Source organism: Nonomuraea sp. NPDC003709 (genome assembly GCF_040610775.1).
GTDB classification, from domain to species: domain Bacteria; phylum Actinomycetota; class Actinomycetes; order Streptosporangiales; family Streptosporangiaceae; genus Nonomuraea; species Nonomuraea angiospora_A.
The window spans coordinates 1-13251 of record NZ_JBEXMW010000055.1 but is presented as its reverse complement, the minus strand read 5'-3'; the positions used below and the strand labels follow the sequence as shown (position 1 = coordinate 13251).

Genomic DNA, 13251 nt, shown 5'->3' with positions numbered 1-13251 from the left:
GCACATCGGCACGCGACGCGCCACGTCGCGGCGACGACACCGGACCTGCCGCGCCAGGGCGCCGGCAGCCGTCCGGCCCGGGAAAGGGAACACGCCGTTCAGGGAACAGCTGAGGCTCGCGAACGGGACCGCTTCGCAGCCGGTACGGCCGGTTCATGGGCGTCGGCACCTAGGACGCCCGCGAACCGTCATCCCGGCCCTCGGCGAGCCGCCGCTCTACGGCGCCTCGATCGCGTCTAGTCGCGAATCCAGGAGTCCCGCACCGAGCTCGTCAGCGAGTCGGTGGACCATCCGAGCGCGGTCAGCACGTCACCGTAGGTGCCGGTGGCCTTGGTGCCGTTGGCGGACACGACGCCCGAGGTGTCCTCGACGAGCGGCGTGAGCTCGTCCACGGAGGCGGCCTGTGCGGTGCTGGGCAGCGCCTCGATGACCGGAGCCATCTCGACCGGCGCGACCTGGCCGATCATCGGCGACAGCCGGCCGCTCGCGGCGTGCGGCAGGGCCCGCCGGGCCGCCTCGCCGAGGCCGGCCACGATCGACTCGGCCGACAGCGTCTCGACGCCCTTGCTGGTGCCGCTCATGGTCTTGGCCGTGGCCGCGCTGGTGTTCAGCAGGCTGGATCCGGTGCCCGGCAGCACGCTGTTGTTGTTCAGCTTGTTCATCGCGTCGCCGAAGGACGTGTTGAGCAGGCCCGTCGTCGCGTCGTATGCGCCGCGCAGGGTGTCTCCCTCGCTCACGACCTGGCCGCCGCCCTGCTTGCCGGACTTCACCGAGGTCGCGACGGGCTGTGCCATGCGTGCCGCCCCCGACAGGACGGGCACGGGCAGGGACTCGGTCAGGCCCCCGCCGCCGAGCGAGAACCCGCCGACGATCGGCGACAGCTCCGGCAGCGGACCGCCGAAGTTGGTGACGTCCTCGGCCGCGTTCGGCGTGGTGGAGTACCTCTGCCGGTTCTCTGCTGCGATGTCCCGCTCGACGTCCGTCATCGGACGGCTGGGCTGTGCCGCGGACTTGCCCTGAAGGCCGCCGCCCAGCAGCCCGTTCAGCTGGCCGCCGCCGATCAGCCCGCTCAGCAGGCCGTCGTTCAGCAGGCCGCCGCCCAGCAGGCTGTCGAGCGGGCTGTTGGTGCCGCCCCCGTCGCTCCTGACGCCGTTGTTCCCGTTTTCCGCTTGTGCCGGCGCGGCCAAAGCCGCCGCCAGGCCGAATACTGTGACGGCGACAGCCGCCTTGACTACTCGATTCATGATTGCCTTCCCGGCTCGTGATCGATCGCTCTCGAATGCGGTGGAAATGCGAATCGATAACCCCCGAAAGCCGTGGCGGGCGCGCTATGGGCACCACACGAAGCGTGCCGTCACGGCTGAGCTACGCCAGCAGTTCTACCACTCGCAGTGATCGGCCGCAGGCGCATGAAAGCCCATGTAGCAGGGGTTTGCAGGCCGGTTACCGAGTAAAGGGAGAGCGTTGAGCGGGGAGACAAAACGGGAAATAGACGGGTCTAGTTTCCGATATTGTGCGCGCTCGGTTCGGCATCACGAGCGCGTCGGTTCGGATCGCGTACGGGGAAGCTTTGGATCGCGTACACGAAAACTTGGAGCGGATCCTGGGAAATTTACGTCCCCGGCGGCCCGTGAACAAAGGGTCGCGAAAACAAATGTCACGGGCCGCGGGGGCGGATTTTCGGTCGCGTGGGCGCGGACGACCGGTCAGACGGGCAGCAGCGCGCCGGCGGGCTCGAACGGGAAACGTTCGGCGAAGGCCGGGCGCAGATCCGTCAGCCAGACCGCCGACGGGTCGTAGCGCGCGAAGAACGGCCGCCCCACGAGTGAGGGGTCGCGCGCCTGGATGAAGTGGAGCATGAACACCTGCTCGCCCGCGATCTCGGTGACGCCGTCGACGCACACCTTGCCCGGCGTGGCCGACATCGACGGCCCGCGGACCGTGCGGCAGAGCCCCGAGACGGTCGAGTACGCGTCCCTGAAGACCTCGTAGGCGCGCGCCAGCGGCACCGCGAAGTAGTCCTGGGGCCCGGTGTCGCGCTCGATGAACATGTAATAGGGAATCATCCCCATCCTGAGCTGCCGTCGCCACATGTGCGACCACACATCTGGGTCGTCGTTGATGGACCGGATCAGCGGCGCCTGGGTCCTGATGGTGGCCCCGCTGCCGAGGATGCGCTTGACGGCCGACTCCACCAGCGGCGACTCCAGCTCGCGCGGGTGCGTGAAGTGGGCCATGAACGCGAGGTTCTTGCCCGCGTTCACCACCTCCTCGAACAGCCCGAGCGTGGCGTCGGCGTCAGGGTCGGTGGTGAAGCGCTGCGGCCAGTAGGCCAGCGCCTTGGTGCCGATCCTGATGGACTCGAGCTGCTCCAGGTCCAACAAAGGCTCGATATATCGCCTGATGACGGGCTCGCCCATGATCATCGCGTCGCCGCCGGTGATCAGGACGCTGGTGACCTCGGGATGCTGGCGAATGTAGGCCACCATCTGGCCGATGTCGTCGGAGGCGAACTTCAGGTCCGCGTCCCCGACGAACTGCGCCCATCTGAAGCAGTAGGTGCAGTACGCGTGACAGGTCTGCCCCTGCTTGGGGAAGATCAGCGCGGTCTCTGAATATTTGTGCTGCATGCCGGGCACCGGCTCATCGCCCATCCTCGGGACGTTGAGCTCCTTCTGGCCGGCGGGGTGCGGGTTGAGCTGGGCACGTACCCGGTTCGCCTCCGCTTGGATCTCGACGTTCGGCGCCTCGGCCTTGAGCAGGTCCGCCAGCCGGGCTACGTCAGTCGCGGGAAGCATGTCCTCCTGCGGGAAGACGAGCCGGTAAATCGGGTCGTCGGGTGCGGCCGACCAATCTATGAGTTCATCGACGACGTAGGCGTTGGTCCGGAACGGCAGCACAGTGGCGACGGCGCGGACCTTCAGCCGCTCATCGTCGCCTAGCCCCGCACGCTTCAAGAGCTCGTCGAGGTGCTTGGACGTGTACGCCTTGAAGCGTCGCGTGCCAGCTTGGTTCAAGATCACTAGGCCGTTCCCATCTTTTTTGTTCGATCGCGTGTAAACCTCACGACCTTGTCGCGCGTCTACGGTTCTTAATACCCGGACGCTGCCAGGCACGTCAGCGGTTCCGCTGGACTCCAAGTTTTCCTTGAGGTTTGCGGGCACTCGCGACATATCGCGAATAGGCATACACTGATTTATCGTGATCCATGACCCTGACCAGCGGGCCTCAGACGCCGACCGCGACCGCGTGGCCGCGGTCCTGTCAGAGGCCCTCGCCACAGGAAGACTCACCAGCGTCGAGCACGCCGACCGCCTGGACGTCGCCTACGCGGCGAAGACGGTGGGCGAACTCGTCCCCCTCACCCGGGACCTGCCCGAGGTGTCCGCGTCAAACGTGCCCGCCGCCATCGAGCAGCAGGTCATCGACTCGAAGTTCAGCAAGATCATCCGCAAGGGGCGGTGGGTGGCCTCCCGCAACACCCGGCTGTCCGCCCGGTTCGGGGCGCTCATCATCGACCTCTCGGACGCGGTGCTGCCCGGCCGCGAGATCACCATCGAGACGAACGCCTGGTTCAGCAAGCTGATCGTGCGCGTTCCTGACAACGCGCACGTGATCGACGAGGGCAGCTCCATGTTCGGCAAGCGCAGCGTGACGGGCGGCTCGCAGGCCGACGGGCCGCTGATCCGGGTCACGGGGGCGTCGAAGTTCTCCAAGGTGATCGTGTCGCGCGGGAAGGACGACTGGAACCTCCACTGAGCGGGCGTCTCGGGAAGCCCATGTCCCGTACGCCCGACAACGCCCGTCACGGCCCGGCAGCGACACCGTCCCACCGCCGCGCCCGTCCCACGGGCCCGACGGGTCGTACGCCGTGCTTCAGCGGGCCCGGCGGCCGTCCGCGCGCCTTCTCGAACCCGACGGTCGTACGCCGCGCCTTAGCGGACCTGGCGGTCGTACGCCGCGCCTTCGCGGACCCGACGGTCCTAGGCCACGCCTTCGCGTGCCCGGGGGGCGCGGCCGGGGCGGTCGCGCGAAACCGCCGCAGACGCCGGACCCCGGTGCCGCAGGCCCCCGCCCCCGACGCCACAGACGCCTGGACCGGTGCGGCAAGCCCGCCCCAGGCGCCGGAGCCCGGTGCGGCAGGCACCGGAGCTCAGCGCGGCGAACCCCGCCCCGGATGCCGCAAGCGCCGAGCCCCGGTGCGGCAAGTCCGAAGGGGTCGCGGTAGGCGCCAGGGGGGTGATCCGGGCGACCGGGGCGAGGTGTGGGGAGCGGGCCGGGTGGTCGGCGAGACTGGAAGGGGCCCTCGGGGGAACCAACAGGGCCTACCCGCCGGTTAACCTGGCACCTGCCTTGCCTACGATGCGGACATACCGAGCCCGCGTTCCGGTCAAGCCGTGGCGGCGGGCTCGATGCCGTACGAGGTGATCATTGTCCGACAGCAGGCCCATCGCGATCGACGCCATGGGTGGCGACCACGCACCCCACGAGATCGTCGCGGGAGCGGTGCACGCCGTGCGGGAGCGCGGCCTGTCCGTCGTGCTCGTCGGCTCGCCCCGCGTGCTCTACGAGGCACTCGCCGACCACGACGCCACCAAGGAGGTCCCGATCGTACGGGCCGAGGAGGCCCTGGCGATGGACGAGGGCGCGCTGGCGAGCCTGCGCCGGCCCCGCTCGAGCATCGCCGTCGCCTGCCATCTCGTACGCCGCGGCGACGCCGGCGCGGTCGTGTCCGCGGGCTCGACGGCGGGCATCGTGGCCACCGGCCGGCTGCGGCTCAAAGGCCAGCAAGGCGTGCTGAGACCGGCCATAGCGGTCCCCATCCCCACCCTCCCCAACCCCACCGTGCTCATAGACGCGGGCGCCAACGCCGAGGTCAAGCCGGAAATGCTGGTGCAGTTCGCCCAGCTGGGGACGGCCTACGCCGAGCTCGCGTACGGCATCGAGACGCCCCGGGTCGGCCTGCTCACGATCGGCAGCGAGGCAGAGAAGGGCAACAAGCTCGTCAAGCGCGCCCACGAGCTGCTGCTGGCCTCCCCCGGCCTCCGGTTCGAGGGGAACGTCGAGGGACACGACCTGCTGACCGGCAAGGTGGACGTGATCACCACCGACGGGTTCACCGGGAACGTGGCGCTGAAGACCATGGAAGGCGCGGTCCGCTACGCGTTCTCCGAGCTCAGGGCGGCCGTCACCGACAGCAGGCTGGCCAGGCTGGGCGCCGCGATGCAGCGCTCGCGCATCCGCGAGCTGCGCCGCCGCCTCGACCCCGAGGCGTACGGCGGCGCCGTGCTGCTCGGCCTGAACGGGACCGTCGTGATCGCCCACGGCTCGTCCAGGGCCGACGGGATCAGCGCGGCCTGCAAGCTCGCGGCCGACCTGTCCACGGCCGGAATCGTGGCCCGTATCGGCGACAAGACAGCCACCACGCCTCGCTCCCACAGATTGTGGTGACGCCGTAGGGTGTGACCGATCCACAGAAACAGGGGGTTATGTGGACCGGCTCTCCACAGTGGCCAACGGACTCACTTCGGCGCAGGTGGTGGGGGCGAAGCCCAACCACGTGCCGCGGCGGTCGAGCAGGTCGCTGAGCGCGATCGTCAGGGCGAACGTCTTCACCCTGTTCAACCTCGTCATCGGCGTGCTCTGGGCGCTGGTCCTGATCTTCGGCGAGTGGCAGGACAGCCTGTTCGGCCTGGTCATCGTGGCCAACGTGCTGATCGGCATCATCCAGGAGCTCCGCGCCAAGCGCACGCTCGACAAGCTCGCGGTGATCAACGAGGCACCTGTACGGGTCCGGCGGGACGGCGAAGAACGGCTGGTCCAGCCCCGCCAGGTGGTCTTAGGCGACCTGATCCTGCTCGGCCCCGGCGACCGCCTGCTGGTGGACGGCGAGGTGATCGAGTCCGACGGGCTGGAGGTGGACGAGTCGCTGCTGACCGGCGAGGCCGACCCGGTGCACAAGCAGCCCGGGGACGAGGTCCTGTCAGGCAGCTTCGCCGTGGCGGGCGCGGGCGCGTTCGTGGCCACGCGGGTCGGCACCGACGCGTACGCGGTGAAGCTCGCGGAAGAGGCGAGCAAGTTCCACCTCGCCCACTCCGAGCTGCGCGAAGGCGTGGCGAACTTCATCAAGTACATCACCTGGCTGGTCATCCCGATCGGGGCCCTGCTGATCTACAGCCAGCTCAAGCACTCCGCCGACTTCGGCACCGCGATCACCGGCGCGGTCGCGGGCATCGTCACCATGATCCCCGAAGGGCTGGTGCTGATGACCTCGATCGCGTTCGCCGTCGGCGTCGTACGGCTGGGCCGGCGCAAGTGCCTGGTCCAGGAGCTGCCCGCGATCGAGGGCCTGGCCAGGGTGGACGTGCTGTGCCTGGACAAGACGGGCACGCTCACCGCCGGCGGCATGGACCTCGACCAGGTGCTGCCCCTGCGCGACGGCCACCCGGTCGAGGACGCGCTGGCCGCCCTGGCCCACCTCGACCACTCGCCGAACGCCACCGCCCAGGCCATCCGGGCCCGCTACCAGAACGCCCGGGACGGGTGGACGGCCGGTGAGACGGTGCCGTTCTCGTCGGCGCGTAAATGGAGCGGGGCCCACTTCGGCGAGCGGGGCGCGTGGGTGCTGGGAGCGCCGGACGTGCTGCTCGACGGCGGGGACGCCTACGAGCGGGCCGCCGAGCTGGCCACCACCGGTGCCCGCGTGCTCGTCCTGGGCCGCGCCCGCACCCTGCCCGCACCTCAGGCGGCCGAGGCGCGCACCGAGCCGGACAGGACGCCCATCGAGGCCGACAGGACAGGCGTCGAGGCGGATGGCGCGGAGATCGAGGCGGACGGGGCAGGCGTCGAGGCGGACGGGGCGGGCATCGAGGCGGTGGCGCTCGTCACGCTCAAGCAGCGCGTCAGGCCCGACGCCCAGGAAACCCTCCGTTACTTCGCCAAGCAGGGCGTAACGGTCAAGGTCATCTCCGGCGACAACCCCACCGCGGTCTCCGCCATCGCCACCGGCCTCGAGATCCCGGACGCGCACCGTTCGATCGACGCCCGCGACCTCCCCTACGACGACGAGGCCAAGCTGGGCGAGCTGCTCGACTCCCACACCGTGTTCGGCCGCGTCAGCCCCCGGCAGAAGCGGCAGTTCGTCACCGCGCTCCAGGCCAGGGGCCACACCGTGGCCATGACGGGCGACGGCGTCAACGACGTGCTCGCGCTCAAGGACGCCGACCTCGGCATCGCGATGGGCGCCGGCAGCCCGGCCACCAAGGCGGTCGCGCAGGTGGTGCTGCTCGACGACAAGTTCGCCACGCTGCCGCACGTCGTGGGCGAGGGACGGCGGGTGCTGGCCAACATCGAACGCGTCTCCAACCTCTTCCTCACCAAGACCTTCTACGCGATCGTGCTGTCGCTGGTGGTCGGTGTGGCCGGGGTCATGTTCCCGTTCGCGCCCCGCCACTCCACCCTGACGAACGCCCTGACCATCGGCATCCCCGCGCTCTTCCTCGCGCTCGCGCCCACGTTCGAGCGCTCGAAGCCGGGGTTCGTCCCCAGGGTGCTGCGCTTCGCCGTACCCGCGGGGGTGTTGTGCGCGGCGGCGGTCCTGCTGTCGTTCTGGGCCGCTCACAGCGGCACGTCCACGCTCGTCGAGGATCAGACGTCGGCGGTGATCACGCTCTTCCTCACCACCTGGTGGGTGCTCGTGCTGATCGCCAGGCCGCTCAACTGGTGGCGGATCGCGCTGGTCGCATCGATGGCGGCCGCGTTCGCGATCGGATTGACGATCCCCTTCGTACGGCACTTCTTCGCCCTCGAACCCGGCGACCTCAGCAACGATCTGACCGCCGTCGGCATCTCGATCGTGGCGGCGGTAATGATAAGCGTCGCTGTCAAGGTCGCCGGTACCCTTAGAACATGACCGACCCGCAGATAATGCTCACCGAGCGCGTCCAGCAGGCGCTGGCCCGCGCGTTCGGCTCCGAGCACGCCGACGCAGATCCGCTGATCCGGCCCTCCCAGTTCGCCGACTTCCAGGCGAACGTCGCGATGAGCCTGGCCAAGCGACTGCGACGGGCGCCGCGGGAGGTCGCCGAGGCGATCAAGACGGAGCTGTCCGACTTCCCCGGCACGGTCGAGGTCAGCGGCCCCGGTTTCCTCAACATCACCCTCGAGGACTCGTGGATCGAGTCCGAGGCGGGGCGGATGCTGGCCGACCCGCGGCTCGGCGTCGGCACGATCACGCCGTCGCAGACCGTGGTGATCGACTACTCCGCGCCCAACGCGGCCAAGGAGATGCACGTCGGCCACCTGCGCACCACGATCGTGGGCGACTCGCTGGCCCGCCTGCACGAGCACCTCGGCAACACCGTGATCAGGCAGAACCACCTCGGCGACTGGGGCACGCCGTTCGGCATGCTCATCGAGCACCTGCTCGAGATCGGCGAGGAGGCCGCGGTCGCGCAGCTGGAGGCCGGCCAGGGCACGGAGTTCTACCAGGCGGCGCGGGCGAAGTTCGACTCCGACGACGACTTCAGGCAGCGCGCCCGGGTGCGGGTGACCACGCTGCAGTCGGGCGACACTGAGACGATGCGGCTGTGGCACGTGTTCATGGAAGCCACCGTCCGCTACTTCAACAAGGTCTACCAGCTGCTCGGCGTGACGCTGACCGATGCCGACCTCGCCGGCGAGAGCATGTACAACCCCATGCTCCAGAAGACGTGCGACGACCTCGAGGCGGCCGGGACAGCGGTGATCAGCGACGGCGCGCTCTGCGTGTTCCCGCCCGGCTTCACCGGCTCCGACGACAAGCCGCTGCCGCTGATCATCAGGAAGAGCGACGGCGGGTACGGCTACGCCACCACCGACATGGCGGCGATCCGCTACCGCGTCCACGACCTGAAGGCCGAGCGCATCCTCTACGTCGTGGGCAACGAGCAGGCGCTGCACTTCCGGATGGTGTTCGCAGGGGCGCGGCTGGCGGGCTGGCTGCCCGACTCGGTCTCGGCCGAGCACGTCCAGATCGGCATGATGCTGGGCAAGGACGGGCGCCGGTTCAAGACCCGCTCCGGCGAGTCCGTCAAGCTGATGGACCTGCTCCAGGAGGCCGTCGACCGGGCCACGGCGGCCATCGCCGACCGGGGCTACGACGAGGCCACCACGCAGGAGATCGCGCACGCCGTCGGCATGGGCGCGGTGAAATATGCCGATTTGTCGGTCAGTCACGACAGCGAGTACGTCCTCGACTTCGACCGCATGATCAGCTTCACCGGCAACACCGGCCCCTACATGCAGTACGCCACCGCCAGGATCCGCTCCATCTTCCGCAAGGCGGAGATGGCTCCGGCCGACGCGACGGGCCCCATCGTGCTGGCCGCACCGGCCGAGCGCGCGCTGGGCCTCCAGCTGCTCGGTTTCGGCGAGGTGGTCTCCCAGGCCACCACCGAGTCCGAGCCACACCGGCTGTGCAACTTCCTGTTCCAGACCGCCAGCCTCTTCAGCACGTTCTACGATGAGTGCCCGGTGACCAAGGAAGGCGTCGACCCGGAGACCAGGCAACACCGGCTGGCCCTGTGCAAGCTGGTCCTGGACGTTCTGGAGAAGGGGCTCAACCTACTGGGTGTCCCCGTTCCCGAGCGTATGTAACAGGCAGTTGGCTCAAAGCCCGCAGATCCGCCGTGGGCGCGCCTTCACCTGGTTGGCGCGCCCGAACGGCTAGGCTTTACGCGGTCATGAATTGAGGCCGAAATGGGGGAGTTCTCTGCCTTGAGCACGGACCTTACTGCGAGCCCCCCAGCGGCTACGGAGTTGCATCGCTACGCTGAGGCGCTGCTCGCTCACCTCGCCGCCAAGGGCGCCGCGCCTCCCGCCGCACCAGGTTTTCGCGATATACCCGGCTATTGGCTGCCCCCGGCCATCGAAGCGCTGGTCGCCATCCTCGCGGGCGACGACCCGCTGGAGCCGCTGAGCAGGGCCGCCGGGCGTGACCAGCAGCAGACCGCGCTCTTCCTCTGCCTGGCCCTCGCGGTGTCCGGGCAGGGCAGCCGCATCCACGCCTCCTGGCTCGGCACCGCCTTCGGCGAGCTCTCACTCGACCGGCCGGTCTCCCACGGCCAGCGCTCGCTCTGGCTGGCCGCTGCCCGGGGGGCGTACGGCCCCGCCGGCAAGATCTTCGTGCTGCGCAAACTCGATGCCCTGGCCGTCCAGGAACACGCCGACCCGGAGCAATGGGTGCAGGCGCTGGTGCCGGGCGAGCCGTCGGTCGTGGTGCCGCCATCGCTGGTCGACTTCCCGGAGATGGCCGAGATCCCCGAACTGGCCAGACCCGCCATGGCGGCCGCCCGCCTCGCGAGACTGCGCGGGCGGTGCGCCGAGATCACCTCGACGCGGCAGGCCGATCAGGACACCGCCGTCTCGCTCGACAACAGCTCGGGCAGCCCGGCCTCCAGCTGGGCGGAGGACGAGCCGCTCGCCATCCTGCGCTTCCTGATCGGCCTCGGTGGCCCGGCCGGCCCGATGGCCTCGCTCAACTCGTACCTGCTCGAGGACCTCCGCCCCGGCTCCGACCCGCACCTGGCGGCGATCGCCCTGCACGTGGCGGGGCCGATCCTGCGCGGCGTGGCCGAGGAGCTCGAAGCCGACAGCCGCCTCGCGCCGCCCACCACGCTCACCGTCGCCCTTCTCGGCCACCGCATCCACCTGCGCCCGGAGGGCCCGGAGGCGTCGTCGCTGGCCGCCGCCGAGGCCGCGCTCGTCGCGGACGGCGTCATGCCCCGCCCCCGTCCGTGGGCGGCCATGGTCCTGATCGTGGCCGGCATCGCCTGCCTCGTCGGGGCGGTCATCTCCAGCCGCCTGTTCGCCGCCGCCGCGGTGGCCATGATCGGCCTGGCCGGGTGGCAGCTCTGGCAGCGCCGCAAACTCGTCGAAGCCGACGGCCGGTACGTGGCCGCCCAGGTCAGCGAGCTGAAGGAGCTGGCGGAGGGGGCGGTGTGGGCCCTGCACGCGTACGCGAGGGAGGCGGACGAGCGCGCCAAGCAGGCCACGGATGACGCAGCCGAACTGACCCGCCTCATCCGCCGCGGCCCCCGCGCCAGCTGACCCCACTCCCCCGCAAAGGGCCACTACCGGCTCACTTACGGCCACCGGACTGAACGTTACGCTCATCGGCGCGGGTGAGATGCGGGCTGGACGCCTCCGCTCATCGGCGCGCGTGAGACGCGGGCTAAACGCTGCCGCTCATCGGCTGCCTGACATATGGGCAGGGCGCTTATGATCGCCGGGTGCGTGAGAACCTGACAGGACGCTCGCGGTCGCCAGCCGCTTGGCGAACGGGCACGGCGCTTATGATCGCCGGCCGCACGAGATACGGACAGAACGCTTGCGGGTCGTCAGCCGCCTGACGAACGGACAAGGCACATGCGGATGTCGGCCGCTTGGCGATGCGAACAGGACGTTTGCGATCGCCGGTCCGCTCGGTCAACGGTCTGGTGGCTTACGTCCGACAACCCCACACCCAACGCACTGGACGCTCACCGGCATCGGACCACTCGGCCATCGGACCAGACCTCACGGCATCGGCCCGCCGCGGCCCACGGGCGGACTCTCACAGTCATCAACCCCATGGCGACCCGACTGGACACTCACGGCCATCGGCCTGTCGGCGAACGGGCGGACACTTACAGCCATCGGCCCCTTTGGTGACCGGACTGGACGCTCACGGGCATCGGGCCCTCGGTGAACGGGGTCAACACTTACGGTAATCGGCTCCGGCCGCCGTCCAGGCGGAGTGCCGTGGACGGGTGGCGTGTCAGGAAGCGCACACCGATCAGTGGACAGCATCTGGGCTGTTCAGGGGGCTGGTCGTCATTGGGTACCCGCCCAGGGGCCAGCGGACCGCGACTCGCTGACGGCCTGCCTGAATGGCTCAGGTCGGTGGCGCATCGACGATCCGCCTCCTCACCCGGCCACCGGCTCGACCCCGCCGGGCGGTCGTGGTCAGCGCAGCTCGCCTCTGCGCGCCGACCACGGCCCAGCGGCCCGGTTACCACACTCAGGTGGTCTCGATCTCCACGTGCGCCGGCGCGAGCAGGAAGACGCGGTCGGCGATGCGCTCGATCCGCCCTTCGCACCCATAGGCCAGCCCGGCGGCGAAGTCGACCATCCTCGTCGCCTCAGGCATAGCCATGCCCGAGACGTCCATGATCACCGTCTGTCCGTCACGGAAGTGCTGGCCGATCAACGGCGCGTCGTTGTACTTGAGCGGCTGGACCATCACGATTCGTGACGAGTCGACGTTCGCGCGCCACCGCCTGGCGGCCCGCTCGGTCGCGGGGACGTACTCGTCCTCGTAGTTCTCGTCGTCGTCATAGCCTTCGTCGTAGTGATCGACCCCGCTCAGGCCAAGGTAGCTCACCACCTTGCGCACTGCCCCCATCGGCTTGTCCTTTCCTCAGGAACTCACCGTAATCGGCACGTCCCTACACATTGGACGGTAACCGACGATTCCGCATTCGCCACGCGACACGCCCAGCCCTAATTCCATTTTGTACAGCTTGCAGCCCGCTTGCATCTGGATATCCGACCACCGCCCGCCAACGGTCACGTGCGCCTCTCCACTGTTCAACGCCTTCACCAGCCAAGGCTTTCCAGCCTAATCGCGCGGCGCGCTGCCTGCTGGGCTCTCCGGTTACTCGTGGGCGGATGCAGAGAGTAGCCATCGGGATGAACCACGCAGAGCCCCGCCAATTCACCCTCGCCGACTCCCTCTCGCCGCCGGAAGTCACTCTCTGTGATCACCCGCCGAGCCAGCATGATGCCGATCCTCTATTCGACTGTGGTCGCCAGCCGGGCCCGGCCGATGCCCGTCCTCTATTCAACGGAGGTGACGGAGGCGACGGAGGCGGCACTCGAATTCGGTACAGGGGTGCAGACCGAGGAGGCGACGGAGACGGCAGGCGAATTCGGTGCGGGGTGCAGACCGATGCGCAGCGGCGTGGACGGGCGCGACGGCATACGTATGAGAATGCGGCGCCCGGGCCAACGCCTCAGGCGCGTGGACACGCGTCCTGGGCCGTCGGGTGCGGGCGGGCAGCCGGCCGCGCCAGGGAACGCCCCACAGCTCCCATCACAGCCGACACAGCACACAAAAAAAAGGGGGTCCGACGCCCAAGGCGTCGAACCCCCTCCAAAGATTGTCCGGCGGCGACCTACTCTCCCACACCCTCCCGAGTGCAGTACCATCGGCGCAGAGAAGCTTAACTT

At 69.3% G+C, this 13251-nt stretch carries 8 protein-coding genes; 5 read left to right on the top strand and 3 right to left on the bottom strand.

The genetic code is table 11. The annotated features are described in order from the left end of the window. Positions 1-236 precede the first annotated feature (236 nt). Both ABZX61_RS64110 and ABZX61_RS64105 read right to left on the bottom strand, forming a co-directional pair. The gene (locus ABZX61_RS64110) at positions 237-1244 is read right to left on the bottom strand and encodes a hypothetical protein (RefSeq protein ID WP_355212745.1); all 1008 of its coding nucleotides are present in this window, start codon (positions 1242-1244) and stop codon (positions 237-239) included. Positions 1245-1706: 462 nt separating this feature from the next. Beyond that, positions 1707-3023 (bottom strand): lysine 2,3-aminomutase, encoded by a 1317-nt coding sequence (locus tag ABZX61_RS64105; protein WP_355212743.1) that lies wholly within the window; start codon positions 3021-3023, stop codon positions 1707-1709. A 178-nt stretch (positions 3024-3201) separates the two neighbouring features. Between ABZX61_RS64105 and ABZX61_RS64100 the strand changes: the two genes are divergently transcribed. The 5 genes from ABZX61_RS64100 to ABZX61_RS64080 all read left to right on the top strand — a co-directional run bounded on the left by ABZX61_RS64100 (position 3202) and on the right by ABZX61_RS64080 (position 11088). Beyond that, complete coding sequence (locus tag ABZX61_RS64100; protein WP_350742569.1) at positions 3202-3759, top strand: DUF1707 domain-containing protein; 558 nt, start codon at positions 3202-3204, stop codon at positions 3757-3759. Positions 3760-4431: 672 nt separating this feature from the next. Next, positions 4432-5451 carry a phosphate acyltransferase PlsX gene (gene plsX / locus ABZX61_RS64095; RefSeq protein WP_355212742.1) on the top strand — a complete coding sequence of 340 codons (1020 nt, stop codon included), beginning with the start codon at positions 4432-4434 and terminating at the stop codon, positions 5449-5451. A 40-nt stretch (positions 5452-5491) separates the two neighbouring features. After that, positions 5492-7912 carry an HAD-IC family P-type ATPase gene (locus ABZX61_RS64090; RefSeq protein WP_355212741.1) on the top strand — a complete coding sequence of 807 codons (2421 nt, stop codon included), beginning with the start codon at positions 5492-5494 and terminating at the stop codon, positions 7910-7912. After that, positions 7909-9636: an arginine--tRNA ligase gene (argS, locus tag ABZX61_RS64085; RefSeq protein WP_355212739.1), complete on the top strand. Its 1728-nt coding sequence runs from the start codon at positions 7909-7911 to the stop codon at positions 9634-9636. Before ABZX61_RS64090 ends, argS begins: the two co-directional genes overlap by 4 nt. Positions 9637-9798: 162 nt before the next feature. Continuing rightward, complete coding sequence (locus ABZX61_RS64080; protein WP_355212737.1) at positions 9799-11088, top strand: hypothetical protein; 1290 nt, start codon at positions 9799-9801, stop codon at positions 11086-11088. A gap of 952 nt (positions 11089-12040) precedes the next feature. Here the strand turns inward: ABZX61_RS64080 and ABZX61_RS64075 are convergent. Further along, a complete protein-coding gene (locus tag ABZX61_RS64075) occupies positions 12041-12424 on the bottom strand; it encodes a cell division protein SepF (RefSeq protein ID WP_350742559.1) in 384 nt (127 codons plus the stop codon). Positions 12425-13251: the final 827 nt, after the last annotated feature.